This window comes from Comamonas sp. DB36 (assembly GCF_057914905.1).
This window is the reverse complement of sequence record NZ_CP196631.1, coordinates 3,686,157-3,703,903: the sequence shown is the minus strand read 5'-3', so window position 1 is coordinate 3,703,903 and position 17,747 is coordinate 3,686,157. Positions and strand designations below refer to the sequence as shown.

Genomic DNA, 17,747 nt, shown 5'->3' with positions numbered 1-17,747 from the left:
TCCAGAATTTTCAAATTGCTTGTTGTGTGGAACACAGGATTCTTCCTGGTTGTTAATGATGCCTGTATCACTCAAGTTTTGCTGTTTCATTCGTCGCTATACAACCAAGAACAAGCACTTTAAATATTCTGTCTTCTTCATAGATTGACCGATGCTGAGTAAAGGGTCTTTTAAATCGCAAGATTGCTCTAGCTGCCCAATGACATATAATAATTCAATCTATCTTTCTTGGGTATAAAAAATGCCCAACAGTTCTCTGTTGAGCAATTTGTTTTGTATTTTGTATTGACAATCTGTCAAAAAGTCATATTATTAAATCGCACAGTCTGAGAAAATGTTAATTATGATGTATTGAATAATATTTTATTGTCAATAGTCTGGTTAAAAGAAAAAGCCAATCAATCACTGATTGGCTTTTTCTTTTTGGGTATTGCTAGTGCTGCTGTTTGTGTTATAATTGGACTATAAAAATTTTCGATAGCGAAACAACATGGTTCCAGACGTCATCTCCACCAAAGAAGCTGCTGAACTGATGCAACTGACTGAGCAGCGAGTGCGCACACTGTTAAAGCAAGGCAAGATTGCTGGGCAGCAGCTTGGAAAGCAATGGCTTGTTGATCGTGAAAATTTGGAAAAATTCCTAGCCATTCCTCAGAATCATGTAAATCCACCGGATAAAAAAAGAACTGCCGAGCACAAGCCTGATATTGTTGCTTTGAGCTTCTTTTCTGGTGCGATGGGTCTTGATTTGGGACTTAGAAAAGCAGGTATTGAAGTAATGCTTGCTTGTGAGTTTGATAAAGCTTGCAGGAAAACTATTGCTGCAAATAATCCTGACATTGCCCTTCTTGGCGATGTTTGGAATTATTCTGCCGAACAAATTAGGGAGTCGGCTGGCTTGTCCCTCAATGAAGACATTGATTTGATTGTTGGTGGCCCACCTTGCCAAGCATTCAGCACTGCTGGATCTCGCCGTGGCTTCAGTGATCAACGTGGTGGTGCTCTTATTCGTTATCTTGAGTTGATTGAACAACTCAAGCCAAAATATGCTGTTCTTGAGAATGTGCGTGGACTGCTGTCTGCTCCATTGTCCCATCGCCCTCATGCTGAAAGAGGTGAGGAAAATCCATTAAATGAAGAAGAGCAGGCTGGCGGGGCCTTGTTGCTGATTGTTGAGCGATTGAAGAAAGCTGGCTATGGTGTCTCTTTCAATCTCTACAACTCTGCCAACTATGGATCACCACAAGTTAGGGAACGAGTGGTTTTAATTTGTCATCGTGGTGGTGAAGAGCTTCCCTATTTGGAGCCAACTCATAGCGATAAGTCAGAATTCAATCTTCCACAGTGGAACACTTTTAGGAGTGCGGTTGAAGGTCTTGAAAGCATCAAGCACGAGCATTTGACCTTTCCAGAAGGTAGGCTTCGTTATTACAAATTGCTTGGATCTGGTGAATACTGGAAACATCTTCCTCTTGAACTTCAAAAAGAAGCCTTGGGGAAATCTTTCTATGCTGGTGGCGGGAAGACCGGTTTCTTTAGAAGGCTGGCTTGGGATAAACCCTCTCCAACACTAGTCACCCACCCTGCAATGCCAGCAACTGATTTGGCACATCCAGTAGAAAACCGTCCATTAAGCATTCAGGAATACAAAAGGGTTCAGCAATTTCCTGATGATTGGGTTATTTGTGGTTCTTTGGTTGATCAATATAAACAGGTCGGCAATGCCGTTCCTGCTGGTTTGGGTGAAGCCATTGGTAAATTGATTATTAATCATATGAATGGAAGGCAAACTAAAGTCTATGAGGGATTTTCTTACTCAAGGTATAAGGAAACGGATCACAAGACTTGGCTTGCCAAACATTCAGCGATTGATGTCGCGGAAAAGGAATCAAAACAAAAAACTAAAAAGTCTAATAATATGGAATTGTTTGATGTGGCATAAATAAAAAACGGCCCCAATGGGGCCGTTTTTTATCGCAAATTTTGTAAAGACAATCTTGTGTCTTCTCCAACTCTGGCAGCTATTGCAAGAACTTCTTCGTAAAATCCGGCTCCACCCAAAGTATCCCAATATTCTCTGCCGATCAGGATGCATGGATCAGTGTTGAAATTGAAGATGTTCTTTGGTGGGCTCCATGCATAATCAAGCTTGCTCTCGCCATACGGGTTGTAATAAAGCCCATAATAGACATTGGCTGTTGGGTCAGCAAGCTTGAGCTTCAATAAGTCACGTTTAGCTTCGGCTGTTTGATCAATGTTTGGTTTGACCGTTTTGATGCTCATGTAGTTGTTGATGCCGTTCTTTCTCCAATACAAGTCAGATATAACTCTGATTTGATATTGTTCTACTTGAGGAATGACGGATGAAAGCCCTGCTATATCTGAATGCCAATTGGCTAGCCTTGTTCCTGTGCGCAAGCCAGAAACATGGTCTTCAATAGCATTTAGTTGGGAAGCTGAAAGACTGACTATAGTAGCCCTTTGATTTATAGCTTCTTCGGCTCCACCAGCTATCGCGGCAGCTTGAGAAATTTTTTCAATAACTCGTTGCCCGAATGAAGTGCTAAAAGATCGCTCAAATCTACTCCAGAACAAAGCTTGCTCTGAAAGTAGGGCACTATGAAAAGGGCGATAGGTGTCTTCCGCAGCTAATCGTGTAATTGTGTTTTGAACACAAGAACGGAATTCGTTAGCAATGAATTCTTCACAATCTCTCCGCATGGTTTCCTTTGGTGCAAAGGGGCCCAAGTGTACCAAGATGTGTCAAGAATGTACAGTAAAAAAGGCGATGATTATCGTCTTATATCAGTAAAATCCACATGAATTTAACTGCTTAATGTCCTTTTGGTGGAAAATTCTCTGCAAAGCTCTCCATCATTTCTTTCTTGTTGGCATAGTCCTTCAAGTTCTCTGCCAAGTTGAGCATAGCTGTAGCCCGTTCTTCCAAAGACTGGGCAAAGGCCCTGAGCATGAAGATATGAGACAAGTCCTGCACTGGTGCAGTGGTCTTGGCTGGCGTCTTCTTGGGTAGGGGTGTGGCTGCTGCTGGTGCTTTTTCTGGCACTTCTTTTGAAGGTGAGGTTTCACCATTCAAGAGGAAGTTAGCCACGTCATAGACAGAGTAGTAGACCAGCCGTCCAATGTTCTTGAAGAGGATCGGAAACCTGCCTTCCTTCCTGAGCTTGGATTGCTGCTTGGTCGGAATGCCAATCTCTTCAGACAGTTGTTCAGGAGACATCAACAACTTGCCTTTGGTCTTTATCCTTAAATAATCAATAAGTTGCTGATCTACCATCTCTATCTCACTTCTTGTCTAAGGTCATCCGCTCATGTTAAAGTGTGAGGCTGATCGTGTGTCCCTGTAGTTCAATGGATAGAACAGGTTCCTCCTAAGAATCAGATCCAGGTTCGATTCCTGGTGGGGACACCACCGATTGACTGTACATACAAAAACAGGTAGCCATGTGCTACCTGTTGTCGTTTCTGGTCTACTGTTTTGCCTCGTTCCAGTGCCAAATTTGTTCCAAGACTGCTTTGGATCAAGGTGGGTTTCGAGGGATTAGTAGGGCCCTAGTCTTCATAAAAATCAACAACTTAGCATATATATGCCACCCTCTGGAATCGCTTAGGAGGCACTCGTTCTATCCATTGAACTATGAGGAGACGCGGCGTTATTGTAAGCGTGTGCGAAGCCCCGAAACCGGACAGGCCGGTATCGGGGCGAGGGTTCAGTCCTTGCGCACCGTGTAGATCAGGTCGACCGCGCTTTTTTCTCCGGTCTGGCCGCGCAGCGTGAGGCGGCGCGAGAGGTCGTAGAACACGTAGAGCGTGCCCATCGCGCCCGACAGGCTTTGCTCGTAGGTGATGTAGAGGTTCTTCGACAGCCGCTTGCCCAGCGTCAGCGCCGCGCCATCCGACGAGTCGCTGCTGCCCGGACCCTTGAAGCCGATTTCGTCCAGGCCCACGCGGCCCGCGAAGTTCTCGCCCGTGCCGCCGCGGCTGAGCAGCGCCAGCGCGGCCTGCTGCAGCAGCGCGGCCTCGGCGCCGCCTTCGGAGGGGTCGCGGCCCATCACCACCCAGGAGAGCTTTTCGGCATCGGGCATTTCCGGGTCGGAGTAAAGGCGCACGCGTGGATCGCTGGCCGAGCCCGTGACCTGCACGCCGGCGCGCACCGAGATGTTCGGGCGTATCGCCAGGATGTCGAGCGAGGGGTTGTCGTAGCTGCCGTTGAAGCGCACGATGCCGGTTTCTACATCCAGCGACTGGCCCCAGGCGCGGTAGCGGCCCTGCTCGGTGCGCACTTCGCCGGTGATGCGCGGCGGCCCCCCGGCTTGCACCGGGCCCAGCACTTCGAGTTGGCCGACCAGGCGCGTGGTGATGCCGAAGCCCTGCAGCGCGAAGTCATTGCCCAGGTCCAGGCTCACGGCGATATCGGGCGGCTTGGCGGTCTGCGCCTTGGCGCTGGTCTGGCTTGCCTGGCGCGCCTGGGCTTCCTGCTGCGCCTGGCGCGAAGCCGCGGAGCGCACGACCACATCGGAGTCGAGCGAAGGCGCCGAATCTTCGGGCAGCAGGATGGCCGCGCGGTCGGCGGTGAGCTTGCCGCGCAGCGTCCACAGGCCCTGGTCGAGCTGGGCCTGGAGGTTGCCCGAGACGCTCAGCTGGCGGTCGGCGCGCACCAGCACCTGCAGCTTGCGTGCTTCGGCATTGAACTGCATGCGCAGGCCCGAGCCTTCGCTTTCGCCTAGCTTGTCCCAGCGAATGCTGCCCTGGCCGACCAGCTCGCCGCCGCTGACCGGAGCGGCCGTGAGGTTGCCGCTGTAGCCCAGGATGCGCGCGCTGCTGCCTTGGCCGCCTTCGAAGCGCAGCTCGGTGATGTTGAGCTGGTTGCCGGCAAAGCTGCCCTTGAGGCTGCCGTTCTTCAGGTCCACGCCGTCGAGCAGCGAAGCGATGCCCAGGCGGCTGGCCTGCAGCGTGCCCTGCCAGCGCGGATCGAGTCGGCTGCCCGACAGCGTGGCGTCGGCGCTGAAGGTGCCCGAGGCGCGCCAGCCCGGCGGCGCGAACAGCGACCAGATGCCGACATCGGGCAGCTGCGCCGAGACCTTGCCCGAGAGCGGTGCGTCTTCGGGCCAGGCCCAGCCGTCGGCGCTGCGCGCCAGGCGCGTGCCCAGCTGGGCCTTGACGTTGCCTGCACGCTCGCTGGCCCAGTCGAGCTGCGCGACGACGTCATCGCCTTGCGCCTTGACGTTGAGCCTGGCCTGCTGGATGCGGGCGCGCATGCGCGCGCCCTGCACGGTCACGGCGCGTGCCGTGGATTTGGTCTCGCCGCTGTTGCTGCTGGCCGAAGGCCCGCTGCTGCGCACGATGGTCGCGGTATTGCCTTCATCGACCGCAATGCGGATGTCGCCTTCGGCGCGCTCGAGCGTGGCGCTGGCCTGCAGTTGCGGGCCCGTGGTGTCTATGTTCCAGTCGCCATTGAGCTTCAGGTCGCCGCTGATGCCGGCGCGCGTGAGCGGGCCTTCCTTGCCTTGAACGCCCAGCGCATCGATCCAGGCCATGGGGAGGTTCAGCAAGCGGCCCTGGGTCTTGATGGCCCAGCTGCCTTTGGGTTGGGAGCGCGCGGTGATGTCCTGCCATTCGATGCGCGACTGGCCTTCGAGCAGCGACGGTGGCGTCACGATCAGCGCGCTGGCGCTGGCGTCGAACTGGGTGGCGCGTACGGTCTGTCCGGGGCTGCTCTGGCGCACTGTCAGCGGCGATTGCAGCTGCGCGGCCCAGGTTCCGGGGAACTCCTTGCCGAGTTCGGCGCTGGCCTGCAGCCGCTCTATGCGCGCCTGCCAGTCGCTGGCGGCGCCGCTGCGCAGGCTCGACAGCCCGGCGCTGAGCGCGGTGTTCAGCTGCAGCTTGCGTTCGCCCATCTGGGCCTTGCCCTGCAGGTCGAGCTGCGCCTGCTCGGGCGTGCCCTTGAGGCTGAGCTTGAGTCCTTGCACGGCCAGCGGCTCGGCGCCCGCCGCCAGATAGCGCAGGCTGGGAACGTCGAGATCGGCCTGCAATTGCAAGCCCGTGGGTGTGGTCGGCAACTGGCCTGCGGGTGCCTGCAGGCGCTGCAGCAGTTTGCCCCAGCCGCCCTGCCATTGCAGCGCGAGCTGGCCCTGGCCTTCGAGGTTGGCGCCGGCCAGGGGATCGCTCACGCCGGGCAGGCCGCGCACCCATTGCAGCAGCGCTGGCGCCGACGCGATGGCCAGATCCGCCCGGCCCTTGCCGGCTTCGCGGCCCAGCTGGCCATCGATGTCGAGCTTGCCGCCCGGCACTTCGGCCTGGGCACGGGCCGTGACCTGCATGGTCCGGGTCTCGACTTCAACGCGGCTGCTGCGCACGCGCGCCTGCAGGGCATCGACACGCAAGTCGCTCAGGCGCAGCCACGGGGCCTGCCATTCTCCCTGGACATCGAGTCTTTCGAGCGCCAGCGGCGCGCGCTTGCCCGCGCCGCGGCGCGCGCGGCTGGCCTCGGCCTGCAGCGCGGCGGTGAAGGTCACGCTCTGGTCTTCACGCGTCGTGGCTTCGACCTTGCCTTGCAGCGGCGCGGCTTCCAGCGTGCTGTAGATGTTGGCGGGATTGAGCCGTGTGACGTCCGCACGGCCGTCCACCGTCTTGTTGGCCACCGTGTAGCGGCCTTGCAGCGCAATGTTGCCCTGGCCGATATCGGCGCGCGATTCGCGCACTTCCCATACGCCTTCGGCGTAGCGCACCTGAGCCTGGAGGCGGTCCAGCGGCAGCTGCTGCTTGTCCCAGGGGCCGGGCTTGGCATTGTTCAGCTGGGTCTGCAGCGCCCAGCTGCCGTCGGCTTCGGGGCCGGCCTGCAGGCTGCCCGCGATCAGCGTGCGCGGGCCCGCGGGCCAGAAGCTCGCCACATCAAGCTGCTCGAACGTGGCCTGGGCCTGTTCCAGCGGCTGGGCCAGCCAGGGGCGCACGACGGCCGTCACATGCGCGCTGGGCGCAAGCGCTGCGCTGTCGCTGGGGGCCTTGGCGTCGGCGGTGATTTCCAGCCTTGCGGCTTCGGTGGCCAGCGTGCCGGTGATCTTGACTTCGGCTTCGACGGTCTGGCTGCGCTCCTGATCGGGCAGCGGTGCTTGCAGCCGGCCCGACAGCGTGGCCTGCAGCTGCATGGGCGCGTCGCCCTGCAGCTGTACTTGCGCGCGGTAGCTGCCGTCGGCCCAGTCCACGCGCGCCACGTCGAGCCGGTGGTGCTGGCCGTCGTAGTGGTAGTTGCCCTTGAGCTGCGCGATCTCGGCACGCGGCGGGCCGTTCCAGATCAGCTGGTCGATCTCGAACGGCAGCCGTATGCGCACCGGCAGGCGCAGCTGCTGCAGCGGCTCGGTCGGGCTGGCCTCGGCGGGCGGCGTGCTGGTGATTTCCAGCCGCTGCGCATGCAGCTTGCCCACCTGGACTTCGCGCTGCAGCAGCGGCTGCAGTTCCCAGCCGATGTCGGTCTTCTCGACTTCCACGCTCAGCGTCGGGCCGCGCCAGCGCAGCCAGCCGATGTGCCCGCCCTGGCGCAGCGTGCCCGACACGTCGCGCGCCTCCAGCGACTGGCCTTCAGGCAGCCAGCGCGCGACGCGCGTGATCAGCGAGGCCAGCGAATCGGCCTGGCCGGCCCACCACCAGGCGCTGCCCAGCGCCGCGATCAGCACCAGCAGCAGCGAGACGAACAGCACCGCCAGCGCGCGCCAGACACGCCGCCAGCGGCTGCGCCGTGCAGGTGCCGCCGCCGCCGGCGTCGTTTGGGGGGAAGGGGAAGGGGGGACAGTCGGCTCGGCCATGGGTCAGAAAGTGAAGCCCAGGCGCAGGTGCAGCCTCAGACTTTTGGATTGGATGCCATAGGCGAGATCGGCCTGGACCGGACCCACGGGGCTGCGCCAGCGTATGCCCGTGCCCACGCCGGCGCGCACGGTCAGCGCCTCGGTGTTGTCGGTGACCGTACCGGCGTCGAGAAACAGCGTGTTTTCCCAGTCGGTGGTGTTGCCGCGCACGGTGATCGGGCGCTGCCATTCGACGCTGCCCGAAGCCATGTAGCGGCCGCCCGTGACCAGTCCGTTGTCGGTGCGTGCACCGATCGACTGGTAGCTGTAGCCGCGCACCGTGGTGTCGCCGCCCGTGAGGAACAGTTGCGTCACGGGAATGCTCACGTCTTCGCGAGCGATCACCGCGCCGCCCGCGGCGCGCAGCGCCAGCCGGCTGCGCCGGCGCGTGATGTCGTCGCGCTGGCCCATTTCTATCAGCGTGAGCCAGCGCGCCGATACCCGGCCGAAAGGCTCGCGCGCCGGAGTTAATGTGGTGCCCGCGCCGACTTCCCAGGCAAAGCCATAGCCCGAGGTGGGCGAAGTAGGGTTGTCGAAGTAACGGCCGGTCCAGCCGTAGTTGGCGGTGATCGACGAGCTTGACGGCAGGTCTTCGCCGCCCTGCAGCCGCGCGGCGTCGTACTGCAGGTAATAGTTGCGATCGATATGGTCTTCGCTGCGGCTGCGCCCGGCACGCAGCTGCAGGCTGGTGGCGTCGAAGTCACCAGACTGTTCGCGCTCGGCCTTGGCGCCGCCGAACCAGGCCCAGCCGGTCTCGTCGGGCAGGTCGGTCCAGTTGGACGACAGCAGCGGATTCTTCTTGTTGATGTTGAGCTTGGTGACCGCGCGCCAGCCTATGCCGGGCAGGCGGTTGTGGATATGGTCCACGCTCAGGCGCGGGCCGGTGTCGGTGCTCACGCCCACGCCCAGCACCCATTTCTGCAGCTTGGCTTCGCGCACCTGGGCGATCACGGGAGCGTTGACCTCGGTGCTGTCGGCCTGGGCAGCGCTGGTGTCCAGGGTCAGAAAGACCGAGTCGTAGTAGCCGCTGCTCGCGAGCCGCTGCTGCGCATCGAGCAGCGTCTGCTGCGAATACTCCTGGCCTTCGGGCAGGCGCGCGATGCGGCTCGTGCCCACGGTGTTGTAGCGTTCGCCGCCGTCGATGCGCAAGGCGCCGAACGTATAGGCCGGCCCGGGCGCATAGGTCACGTCGAGCTGGGCTTCCTGGGTGTCGGCATCGATCACCGCCTGGCTGTTGGCGATGGCCGCCGTGGGATAGCGGCGCTGCTGCAGGCTGCGCAGGCCCTGGCTCTTGGCGCTGCCCCAGGCCGACTGGGTGAAGCGCTGGCCGGGCTTGAGCGGCCAGGTGGACTGGATGCGCGCGCGCTGTGCCGCGCCCGCGGGGTCTTCGGCCGTGGGGCCGGTGAAGCCGACCTGGGCCGCGGAAATGTGCGCCGGCGGTCCGGGGTCCACGCGCACGATGACGATGAAGCGCTCGTCGCTTTCTTCGGGTGCGTCCTGGATCTCCAGCACTATCGTCGGACTGAAGTAGCCCAGCGTGCCTATCAGATTGCGGATGTTGCGGTCAGCCGCGCCCAGCAGGCGCGACAGTTCGCGCCGCTGCAGGTCGGGCTGCTGGCGAAAGCGCTGCAGCTCCATGTGCTTTTCAAGCAGCGTGCGCACCTCATCGGGCGCCTCGACTTTCAGCGTGAAGCTCGGGTTGTCGGAGATGCTGGCGACGGCCTGGGCATCGTGCGATTTTTCCTTCGACGGCAACAGGCTGCAACCGGAAAGCAGCAGCACCGTGGTCAAAAAAAACGCCGGGCGAATCGCCGGCGTCCGTGTGAAGAGGGGCTGGGGCATGGGCCTATTTTGACAGCAGGCGGATGGTGTCCTCCAGGCCTTTCAGTGACAAAGGGTACATCCGGTCACTCATGAGCTGCTGAATGATGCTGATGCTCTGGCGGTATTGCCACACGCCCTGGGGTTCGGGGTTGATCCAGGCGAAGCGCGGAAACGCATGCGTGAGGCGCTGCAGCCACTCGGCACCGGCTTCCTCGTTCTGGTATTCGACGCTGCCGCCGGGCTGCAGGATCTCGTACGGGCTCATGGTCGCATCGCCGACGAAGATCAGCTTGTAGTCCTTGTTGTACTTGCGGATGATGTCCCAGGTGTCGAACTTCTCGGCGAAGCGGCGGCGGTTGTTCTTCCACATGTAGTCGTAGACGCAGTTGTGGAAGTAGTAGAACTCGAGGTGCTTGAACTCGCTCTTGACCGCCGAGAACAGCTCCTCGACGCGCTTGATGTGCTCGTCCATGGTGCCGCCCACGTCCATCAGCAGCAGCACCTTGACGTTGTTGTGCCGCTCGGGAACCATCTTGATGTCGAGGTAGCCCGCGTTCGCTGCCGTGCTGCGTATGGTGTCGGGCAGGTCGAGCTCGAGCTCATTGCCCTGGCGCGCGAACTTGCGCAGCCGGCGCAGCGCGACCTTGATGTTGCGCGTGCCCAGCTCCTGCTGGTCGTCGTAGTCGCGGTAGGCGCGCTGCTCCCAGACCTTGACCGCGCTCTTGTTTCGGCCCGGCCCGCCTATGCGCACGCCTGCGGGGTTGTAGCCGCCATGGCCGAACGGACTGGTGCCGCCCGTGCCTATCCATTTGCTGCCGCCTTCGTGGCGTTCCTTTTGCTCTTCGAGGCGCTTTTTGAGCGTCTCCATCAGCTCGTCCCAGCCCATGGCTTCGATCGCGGCCCTGTCCTCGGCACTGAGTTCGCGCTCGAGCAGCTTGCGCAGCCATTCCTGGGGGACTTCGCGCGTCAGGTCGGCGACCATTTCCACGCCCTTGAAATAGGCGGCAAACGCGCGGTCGAACTTGTCGTAGTGCTTCTCGTCCTTGACCAGCACCGTGCGGCTCAGGTGGTAGAAGTCGTCCAGGCTCCAGCCGTCGGCGCTCTTGGGGCCGACCACGCCGGCCTCGAGCGCTTCGAGCAGGCTCAGGTATTCCTTGACGGAGACCGGCAGCTTGGCCGCGCGCAGCGTGTAGAAGAAGTCAATCAGCATGGATCAGTCTCCGGCAGGCAGGGGCGGCGCCTGCAGGCGCGCACTCAGACGGGCGCGCACCTCGGGCCATTCGCTGGCCAGCAGGCTGTACATGACGGTGTCGCGAATGCTGCCGTCGCGGCGCAGCGCATGCGAGCGCAGCACGCCGTCCTTGCGCGCACCCAGGCGCTCGATCGCGCGCTGGCTCGCGAGGTTCAGGATGTCGGTGCGCCAGCCGACCACCGTGCAATTCAGCGTCTCGAACGCATGGGTCATCAGCAGCAGCTTGGCGGCGGTGTTCACATGGCTGCGCTGCACGCTGCGCGCATACCAGGTCCAGCCGATCTCGACGCGGCGCACGGCGGGAATCAGGTCGTGGTAGCTGGTGCAGCCAAGCACCCGGCCGGTGTTGGCGTCGAGCACCGCCCAGGGCAGGCGCTCGCCGCGCGTCTGCATGTCGAGCGCCAGCTGGATGTAGGCCGCTGTGTCTTCGGGCCGCGGCACCGAGGTCACGCGCAGGTTCCACAGTTCGCCGTCCGCGGCGGCGGCCCGCAGGCCGGGCTCGTGCTCCATGGTCAGGGGTTCCAGCCGCAGGCCATGGCCTTGCAGCACGACAGGGGAGGCGAAGGGCGGGTTCATTTGGATTCAGGCTTGTTGCGTTCGGTGCGCCAGATGCGCGCGGCCTGCAGGCCGCCGCCGCCGAACAGGCCGATCAGCACGATGGCAGCCAGCGTCGAGGGGCCGTAGCCGGAGGCAAACAGGTCCAGGCCCAGCAGCCGGCCCAGGCCGTAGCCCAGCAGCGCGCCGACCACGAAGCCCAGCGCATCGGACAGGCCCTCGACCAGCAGTTGTCGAACATTTGTCATGCAGGTCTTTCCTCAGCGGTTGCGCTGGTTCATCGCGACCAGCTTTTCAAACAGGCTCACGTCCTGTTCGTTCTTCAGCAGCGCGCCCACCAGCGGCGGCACGCTCACCTTGTTGTCGGCGCTTTGCAACGCCTCCAGGGGGATATCTTCGGCCACCAGCAGCTTGAGCCAGTCGATGAGCTCGCTGGTCGAAGGCTTTTTCTTCAGGCCGGGCAGGTTGCGCACGTCGTAGAAGGTCTTCATCGCGGCCGACAGCAGCTCGGCCTGCAGCTTGGGGAAGTGCACGGCGACGATCTGGCGCATGGTGTCGGCGTCGGGGAACTTGATGTAGTGGAAGAAGCAGCGGCGCAGGAAGGCGTCGGGCAGTTCCTTCTCGTTGTTCGAGGTGATGAAAACCAGCGGGCGGTGCTTGGCGCGGACCATTTCCCGGGTCTCGTAGCAGTAGAACTCCATGCGGTCGATTTCGCGCAGCAAATCGTTGGGAAATTCAATATCCGCTTTATCGATTTCGTCAATCAGTAATGCCACGGGGCGATCGGCGGTAAATGCCTGCCACAGCACGCCCTTAATGATGTAGTTGTGAATGTCCTTGACGCGTTCATCGCCCAGCTGGCTGTCGCGCAGACGGCTCACGGCATCGTATTCATACAGGCCCTGCTGGGCCTTGGTCGTCGACTTGATGTGCCACTGCAACAGCGGCAGGTCAAGCGCCTGCGCCACTTCCTCGGCAAGCATGGTCTTGCCCGTGCCGGGCTCGCCCTTGACCAGCAACGGCCGTTGCAAGGTAGCGGCTGCGTTCACCGCCAGCATCAGATCCTGTGTCGCTACGTAATTTTGTGAACCTTGAAATTTCATGGCGGTATATCAGCGTAAGTATTGATGGGGTAGTTTGACGGTTGCTGCCTATAATCATTTCGCTCCACGAGGCAAAGCAGAACTTCCAAAGGATTGTGCTCGCAAAATGAATCAGACTTTGACCACGATATTTGCCTTGACTGTCGCCTGCGTGACCGGCGTGGCCCAGGCCCAGGAGGTACGGGGAGATGCCAAAGCCGGAGCTTCCAAGGTGGCCATGTGCATAGGCTGCCACGGCATTCAAGGGTACCAGGCCAGCTTTCCCGAAGTGCACAAGGTGCCCATGATCTCGGGCCAGGGCGCGGGCTATATTGCCGCCGCGCTGGTCGCCTACCAGAAGGGCGAGCGCAAGCACCCGACCATGCGCAGCATAGCCAATTCGCTGACCGACCAGGACATCGCCGATGTCTCGGCGTTCTACGAAAAGCAGGCTCCCGCGGGCGCGGCCAAGCCGGTGCATGAACCCAGCGTGCAGGTGGCCGAGCTGCTCAAGCGCGGCGCCTGCATCTCGTGCCATGGCGACAACTTCGCCAAGCCCATCGATCCCAGCTACCCCAAGATCGCCGGCCAGCATGCCGACTACCTGTATGTCGCGCTCAAGTCGTACAAGATCGACAAGAACCCCCAGGTCGGCCGCACCAACGGCGTCATGGCCGGCATTGCCCAGCAGTTCACCAACCAGGAGCTCAAGCAGCTCGCGGGCTATATCGGGGGCCTGGACGGCGACCTGAAGACCGTGCCGCAGTCCAAGTTCCGCTGAAGGCTTGCAGGGCTTGTCGCGAGCGCGCCGCGTTCGCCCTGAGCCCAAGGGCGAACCCCTGCCTGCGAATTCCGACTTCAGTCCTTTGTCGCCCTGCGCTGCACGCAGGCGATATACCCGTCCCCGTCCGGCGGGCGCCCGGCGCGCTGGCTTTCCCAGAGCATCTGGCCCAGACACTCCATCGCCGCGTGATGCGCGTCATGCAATGAATCGAGCCGGCGCGTGAGCAGCTCGACGGCCTGGCGTATGCCGCGCGGCTGGTCGATGCTGCACTGCTCGCTGATCGACAAATGCATGGACAGGTGCAGGAAGGGATTGGTCTGGCCCGGCGGGTCTTCGTAGTTGCGCGCCACGGCTGCATCGGCGTCGGCAAGGTCGGCAAAATACTCGGGGTGCTCGGCAATCCAGAGGCTGGCGAGGGTTTCGATGGCTTCCATCGGCGCCTCGGCAAGCATCTTGGCGCGCACCCCGCAGAAAAAGCGCCGGACATCGGCTTGGGAAGGGTTGAACATGATGGCGCGCAGCGTATCACGGGGTGCTAGCCCCCTGCGGGCGCGGGTTTGAGCCCCAGGCCTAGAATCGACGGTTTTTCGCACCGAGCTCCCGATTCATGGACCTGCAGACCTGGTTGGCCTTTTTCCTTGCCGCGTGGATCATCGCGGTGTCTCCGGGCTCGGGCGCGGTGCTGTCCATGAGCCATGGCCTGCGCTACGGCCTGCGCCAGGCCAGCGCCACCATCTGGGGGCTTCAGCTGGGGCTGATGCTGGTGCTGGTGATTGCCGGAGTGGGCGTGGGCTCGCTGCTCGCGGCCTCGGCCTGGGCGTTCAACATCGTCAAGGTGGTCGGTGCGCTCTACCTGATCTATCTCGGCTTTTCCCAGTGGCGCTCGAGCACCGGGCCGCTGACCGAAGACAGCGCGCCCGCGGTCGCGCTGAGCCTGCGCAACCGTCTGCTGACCGGCTTCCTGACCAATGCCACCAACCCCAAGGGCATCATTTTCATGGTCGCCGTGCTGCCGCAGTTCATGACGCCCAGCCGGCCGCTGTGGTCGCAGCTGCTGATTCTGGCCGTGACCATGCTGGCGATCGACGCGACGGTGATGCACGGCTATGCGGCGGGAGCGAGCGCCTTGCGCCGGCTGATGCGCAGCCCGCGCGCGCTGCGCATCCAGAACCGGGTGTTCGGCGGGCTGCTGATGGGCGTGGGCATGGCGCTGTTCTTCGTCCAGCGCAGCGTGCCGGCCGCGGGCTGAGCCGGGCTTGTCGCCTGGCAGACAACGGCCGGGCCGCGCGCCCACTACAGTGGCTCGCATGCGCACCTTTACCTCCTATTCCGAAGTGCTGTCCTGCCTTGGCCAGGAAGTCGCCGTGACCGACTGGATCACGGTCACCCAGCAGCAGATCCAGCTGTTTGCCGACGCCACGGGCGACCAGCAATGGATACATGTCGATCCAGAGCGCGCGGCGGCCGGGCCGTTCGGCGCGCCTATCGCGCACGGCTTTCTGACGTTGTCGCTGCTGCCGCGCTTCTTTGAAAGCGCGTTTGCGTTCGACGGCGCACGCATGGGCGTGAACTATGGCCTCAACCGCGTGCGCTTTCCCGCGCCCGTGCCCGTGGGCAGCCGGCTGCGCGCGCGCATGACGCTGCAGCAGGCCGAGCGCATAGCGCCCGACGGCCTGCAGATGACCTGGGCGGTGACCATAGAGCGCGAAGGCGGCGAGCGCCCCGTCTGCGTCGCGGAATCACTGATTCAGAGCTACGGCGCGCCCGCCTGACGCCTTGCGTCTAGTCGAGCTTTGCGCCGGGAAAATCGAGCTGGCGCCAGGCTTCAAAGACGCTGACGGCCACGGCGTTCGACAGGTTGAGGCTGCGCTGGCCCGGCAGCATGGGCAGGCGCAGGCGCTGGCCGGGCGGAAAGCTCTCGCGCAGGGCCACGGGCAGGCCGCGCGTTTCCGAGCCGAAGATCAGCCAGTCGCCGGCTTCGAACTGCGCGCTGTGCAGCGGGCTGCTGCCGTGCGATGTCATGGCGAACATGCGGTCCGGGTCGGGCAGTTCGTCGCGCAGAAAAACGGTCCAGCCCGCATGCCTCTTGACCTGGGTGTACTCGTGGTAGTCAAGTCCCGCGCGGCGCATGAGGCGATCCTCCATCGAAAAGCCCAGAGGCTCTATCAGGTGCAGCGTGCAGCCGGTGTTGGCCGCGAGCCGGATGACATTGCCCGTGTTGGGGGGGATTTCGGGCTCGACCAGAACAATATGAAACATGCCCCTATTGTCGTGGCAGGTGCTGGGTACGCGCGACAACCATGGCACAAATGTGGATTGCGCCCGCGCGCCGCAGAGCCTGAGCGGCGGCTTCCAGCGTTGCTCCCGTGGTCATGATGTCGTCGACCAGCACCACGCGCTGACCTGCAAGCAACGCGGCGCAGCGCGCCGGCACTTCGAATGCGCCACGCAGATTGCGCAGCCTCGGCTCACGCTGCAATCCGCTTTGCGCCGCCGTGTGGCGGGTGCGCACCAGCAGGTTGGCGCAATCTCCGGCCCGGGGTTGGCGCGCGAGCACCCGGGCCAGCAGCGCGGACTGGTTGAAGCCGCGTTCGCGCAGGCGTTGGGCAGACAGCGGCACGGGAACGATCCAGCGCGCCGCGGCCAGCGCGGCCGCCACGCCGGGAACCTGGGCCAGCAGCTGCGCGAGCGCATGGGCCGCGCCCGGGTCCTGCTGGAACTTGAGTTGGGCAAGCAGCGACGACCAGGGGTAGCCATAGTCCACGGCCGCCCAGGCGGCGTCGAACGCCGGCGGCGCGCGCAGGCAGGCACCGCATTCGGTCGCGCCGCCCGCCAGGGGCAGGGCGCAATGCCGACAGCGCGGCTGCACGCCTGCCCAGCGCGCGGCGCAGTCGCCGCAGATGCGCTTGCCGGGCCAGCGCGCGCAGATCGCGCATTGGCTGGGCAGGGCCTGCTGCAGCTGCGCCAGGCCCTGAAGCAGCCATGCACCGGGGCGTGAAAACATGGCAAAAACTATACGCCGCCGCCGTGCGTGCTATGTGTTTTTTCGGGCTGTGGCCCAATGGCGGCAGGGGCATGCGCGCGCGCTGCCTGAAAAACTTTCCTGTCGCCTGCTCTCCTTTTCTGTATGTCCTCCGATCTGCTTCCTCCCACCATCGATCCCGTGGCCGCCGCGCGCTGGCATCAGGCCGCGCCGCCTTTGTCCCCCTGGCTGCACGAGGAGATCGCGCGGCGCATGGACGAGCGGCTCGAATGGATAGTCCAGGCGCCCAAGAACTGGTGTCATTGGGAGCCGGTGCGCGGCGGCCTGCAGGCGCATGGCCTGCTGGCCGCGCGCTACCCGCAGGCCGGCGTGCAGGTGCACGAGGGCGCGCCGCGGCGCATGGACCAGGCCCGGGAGCAACTGGGCAAGCGCTGGTGGCAGCCCGCGCGCTGGCTCGGCGGCGCCGTGCAGTTCGGCCCGCCCGCGCCCGGCAGTGTCGACATGCTGTGGGCCAACATGGCGCTGCATACCGCGGCCGACCCGCAGGGGCTGATTGCCCAGTGGCACCAGGCGCTCGCGGTCGACGGCTATGTGATGTTCTCTTGTCTGGGGCCCGACACGCTGCGTGAACTGCACGCGGTCTATGCCGACCTGGGCTGGCCCGTGCCCGGCCATGCGTTCACCGACATGCACGACTGGGGCGACATGCTGGTGCAGGCCGGCTTTGCCGAACCAGTGATGGACATGGAGCACATCACGCTGACCTTTGCCACGCCGCAGCGCCTGCTGCAGGAGCTGCGCGAGCTCGGCTGCAACCTGCACCCGGCGCGTTTTGCGGGCCTGCGCGGACGTCGCTGGCGCAGCGAGCTTGAAGCCGCGCTGCTGCAGCGGCTGGCCTCGCCCGCGCACGATGGTCAGCTGGCGCTGACCTTTGAAATTGTCTACGGTCATGCCTACAAGCCCACACCCCGGCTCAAGGTCAGCGAAAGCAGCGCCGTGTCTCTCGAGGACATGCGTTCCATGTTGCGTGGCGGGCGCAACCCGGGTTTGCGCTAGTCCGAATGGCACTTTCTGGTCATTGCTTTGGCAGCTTCCCGACATACAATTTTTGCAATGACACATAAGAGCGGGTCACATGGACGGGCAGATCGCCCGCGTTGACCACGTGAAAGAGCTTTCCCTGCGCACCTCACTTCAAGGCAGGGAAGGAACCCTCGGCGTTGCTGCCACGATGGGAGAAAAAATTGGTGTTTCGCTTTGCCACGGGGTCGGGCCAGCGGGTAGACGGGCGACTGGCTCGCGCATGGAATGGAGATCGTTTGAAACGCTGCACCGCGGTTGTCGCATCGACAACGCGGCCGCTGCATTGCCTGCAATTCTCGGTGCGCACTGACACGCACCAGACTTCCTT

17 protein-coding genes and 1 tRNA gene are annotated in these 17,747 nt (G+C 62.1%); 7 read left to right on the top strand and 11 right to left on the bottom strand.

Going from position 1 to position 17,747, the window contains the following annotated elements:
• Nucleotides 1-490 precede the first annotated feature (490 nt).
• Nucleotides 491-1,942, top strand: a complete 1,452-nt coding sequence (locus ACSVDO_RS17360) for a DNA cytosine methyltransferase (protein WP_489593649.1) — start codon at nt 491-493, stop codon at nt 1,940-1,942.
• A gap of 29 nt (nt 1,943-1,971) precedes the next feature.
• On the opposite strand, the gene ACSVDO_RS17355 is transcribed toward ACSVDO_RS17360, so the two are convergent.
• Nucleotides 1,972-2,748, bottom strand: coding sequence for a TdeIII family type II restriction endonuclease (locus tag ACSVDO_RS17355; RefSeq protein ID WP_489593647.1), 777 nt, complete (start codon nt 2,746-2,748; stop codon nt 1,972-1,974).
• 85 nt (nt 2,749-2,833) lie between these two features.
• On the bottom strand, nt 2,834-3,295 hold the full coding sequence (locus ACSVDO_RS17350) for a hypothetical protein (protein WP_489593645.1): 462 nt from the start codon (nt 3,293-3,295) through the stop codon (nt 2,834-2,836).
• A gap of 60 nt (nt 3,296-3,355) precedes the next feature.
• On the opposite strand from ACSVDO_RS17350, the gene ACSVDO_RS17345 reads away from it, so the two are divergent.
• Nucleotides 3,356-3,430 (top strand) — tRNA-Arg (locus ACSVDO_RS17345).
• 298 nt (nt 3,431-3,728) lie between these two features.
• On the opposite strand, the gene ACSVDO_RS17340 is transcribed toward ACSVDO_RS17345, so the two are convergent.
• The 6 genes from ACSVDO_RS17340 to ACSVDO_RS17315 are packed head-to-tail and all read right to left on the bottom strand — an operon-like array spanning nt 3,729 to nt 12,590.
• Nucleotides 3,729-7,817 (bottom strand): translocation/assembly module TamB domain-containing protein, encoded by a 4,089-nt coding sequence (locus ACSVDO_RS17340; RefSeq protein WP_489593643.1) that lies wholly within the window; start codon nt 7,815-7,817, stop codon nt 3,729-3,731.
• A gap of 3 nt (nt 7,818-7,820) precedes the next feature.
• Complete coding sequence (locus tag ACSVDO_RS17335; RefSeq protein WP_489593641.1) at nt 7,821-9,698, bottom strand: autotransporter assembly complex protein TamA; 1,878 nt, start codon at nt 9,696-9,698, stop codon at nt 7,821-7,823.
• A gap of 4 nt (nt 9,699-9,702) precedes the next feature.
• On the bottom strand, nt 9,703-10,890 hold the full coding sequence (locus ACSVDO_RS17330; protein WP_332539418.1) for a vWA domain-containing protein: 1,188 nt from the start codon (nt 10,888-10,890) through the stop codon (nt 9,703-9,705).
• Between the two features lie 3 nt (nt 10,891-10,893).
• Nucleotides 10,894-11,508, bottom strand: a complete 615-nt coding sequence (locus ACSVDO_RS17325) for a GNAT family N-acetyltransferase (protein ID WP_489593639.1) — start codon at nt 11,506-11,508, stop codon at nt 10,894-10,896.
• Nucleotides 11,505-11,735 (bottom strand): hypothetical protein, encoded by a 231-nt coding sequence (locus ACSVDO_RS17320; protein ID WP_332539416.1) that lies wholly within the window; start codon nt 11,733-11,735, stop codon nt 11,505-11,507. Before ACSVDO_RS17320 ends, ACSVDO_RS17325 begins: the two co-directional genes overlap by 4 nt.
• 12 nt (nt 11,736-11,747) lie before the next feature.
• Complete coding sequence (locus ACSVDO_RS17315; RefSeq protein WP_489593637.1) at nt 11,748-12,590, bottom strand: AAA family ATPase; 843 nt, start codon at nt 12,588-12,590, stop codon at nt 11,748-11,750.
• Between the two features lie 106 nt (nt 12,591-12,696).
• On the opposite strand from ACSVDO_RS17315, the gene ACSVDO_RS17310 reads away from it, so the two are divergent.
• Nucleotides 12,697-13,350 carry a c-type cytochrome gene (locus ACSVDO_RS17310; RefSeq protein WP_489593635.1) on the top strand — a complete coding sequence of 218 codons (654 nt, stop codon included), beginning with the start codon at nt 12,697-12,699 and terminating at the stop codon, nt 13,348-13,350.
• 77 nt (nt 13,351-13,427) lie between these two features.
• Here the strand turns inward: ACSVDO_RS17310 and ACSVDO_RS17305 are convergent, their stop codons facing one another.
• The gene (locus ACSVDO_RS17305; RefSeq protein ID WP_332549422.1) at nt 13,428-13,862 is read right to left on the bottom strand and encodes a DUF1841 family protein; all 435 of its coding nucleotides are present in this window, start codon (nt 13,860-13,862) and stop codon (nt 13,428-13,430) included.
• Nucleotides 13,863-13,960: 98 nt separating this feature from the next.
• On the opposite strand from ACSVDO_RS17305, the gene ACSVDO_RS17300 reads away from it, so the two are divergent.
• Both ACSVDO_RS17300 and ACSVDO_RS17295 read left to right on the top strand, forming a co-directional pair.
• The gene (locus ACSVDO_RS17300; RefSeq protein WP_332539409.1) at nt 13,961-14,602 is read left to right on the top strand and encodes a LysE family transporter; all 642 of its coding nucleotides are present in this window, start codon (nt 13,961-13,963) and stop codon (nt 14,600-14,602) included.
• 58 nt (nt 14,603-14,660) lie between these two features.
• On the top strand, nt 14,661-15,125 hold the full coding sequence (locus ACSVDO_RS17295; protein WP_332539408.1) for a MaoC family dehydratase: 465 nt from the start codon (nt 14,661-14,663) through the stop codon (nt 15,123-15,125).
• Between the two features lie 10 nt (nt 15,126-15,135).
• Here ACSVDO_RS17295 and ACSVDO_RS17290 read toward each other — a convergent pair whose 3' ends face one another.
• Nucleotides 15,136-15,612, bottom strand: a complete 477-nt coding sequence (locus ACSVDO_RS17290; RefSeq protein ID WP_332539407.1) for a tRNA (cytidine(34)-2'-O)-methyltransferase — start codon at nt 15,610-15,612, stop codon at nt 15,136-15,138.
• A gap of 4 nt (nt 15,613-15,616) precedes the next feature.
• On the bottom strand, nt 15,617-16,357 hold the full coding sequence (locus ACSVDO_RS17285) for a phosphoribosyltransferase family protein (protein WP_489593633.1): 741 nt from the start codon (nt 16,355-16,357) through the stop codon (nt 15,617-15,619).
• 123 nt (nt 16,358-16,480) lie between these two features.
• Between ACSVDO_RS17285 and ACSVDO_RS17280 the strand changes: the two genes are divergently transcribed.
• Entirely contained in the window at nt 16,481-17,392 is a 912-nt protein-coding gene (locus ACSVDO_RS17280) for a class I SAM-dependent methyltransferase (protein WP_332539403.1), read from the top strand.
• Between the two features lie 79 nt (nt 17,393-17,471).
• On the top strand, nt 17,472-17,729 hold the full coding sequence (locus ACSVDO_RS17275; protein ID WP_489593630.1) for a hypothetical protein: 258 nt from the start codon (nt 17,472-17,474) through the stop codon (nt 17,727-17,729).
• Nucleotides 17,730-17,747: the final 18 nt, after the last annotated feature.

Bases quoted from the DNA above. Each gene is read 5' to 3' on its own strand.
- ACSVDO_RS17295 (WP_332539408.1), top strand. From the start codon at position 14,661: ATGCGCACCTTTACCTCCTATTCCGAAGTGCTGTCCTGCCTTGGCCAG.
- ACSVDO_RS17305 (WP_332549422.1), bottom strand. From the start codon at position 13,862: ATGTTCAACCCTTCCCAAGCCGATGTCCGGCGCTTTTTCTGCGGGGTG.
- ACSVDO_RS17315 (WP_489593637.1), bottom strand. From the start codon at position 12,590: ATGAAATTTCAAGGTTCACAAAATTACGTAGCGACACAGGATCTGATG.
- ACSVDO_RS17285 (WP_489593633.1), bottom strand. From the start codon at position 16,357: ATGTTTTCACGCCCCGGTGCATGGCTGCTTCAGGGCCTGGCGCAGCTG.
- ACSVDO_RS17360 (WP_489593649.1), top strand. From the start codon at position 491: ATGGTTCCAGACGTCATCTCCACCAAAGAAGCTGCTGAACTGATGCAA.
- ACSVDO_RS17310 (WP_489593635.1), top strand. From the start codon at position 12,697: ATGAATCAGACTTTGACCACGATATTTGCCTTGACTGTCGCCTGCGTG.
- ACSVDO_RS17325 (WP_489593639.1), bottom strand. From the start codon at position 11,508: ATGAACCCGCCCTTCGCCTCCCCTGTCGTGCTGCAAGGCCATGGCCTG.
- ACSVDO_RS17335 (WP_489593641.1), bottom strand. From the start codon at position 9,698: ATGCCCCAGCCCCTCTTCACACGGACGCCGGCGATTCGCCCGGCGTTT.
- ACSVDO_RS17300 (WP_332539409.1), top strand. From the start codon at position 13,961: ATGGACCTGCAGACCTGGTTGGCCTTTTTCCTTGCCGCGTGGATCATC.
- ACSVDO_RS17275 (WP_489593630.1), top strand. From the start codon at position 17,472: ATGGACGGGCAGATCGCCCGCGTTGACCACGTGAAAGAGCTTTCCCTG.
- ACSVDO_RS17340 (WP_489593643.1), bottom strand. From the start codon at position 7,817: ATGGCCGAGCCGACTGTCCCCCCTTCCCCTTCCCCCCAAACGACGCCG.
- ACSVDO_RS17350 (WP_489593645.1), bottom strand. From the start codon at position 3,295: ATGGTAGATCAGCAACTTATTGATTATTTAAGGATAAAGACCAAAGGC.
- ACSVDO_RS17280 (WP_332539403.1), top strand. From the start codon at position 16,481: ATGTCCTCCGATCTGCTTCCTCCCACCATCGATCCCGTGGCCGCCGCG.
- ACSVDO_RS17290 (WP_332539407.1), bottom strand. From the start codon at position 15,612: ATGTTTCATATTGTTCTGGTCGAGCCCGAAATCCCCCCCAACACGGGC.
- ACSVDO_RS17320 (WP_332539416.1), bottom strand. From the start codon at position 11,735: ATGACAAATGTTCGACAACTGCTGGTCGAGGGCCTGTCCGATGCGCTG.
- ACSVDO_RS17330 (WP_332539418.1), bottom strand. From the start codon at position 10,890: ATGCTGATTGACTTCTTCTACACGCTGCGCGCGGCCAAGCTGCCGGTC.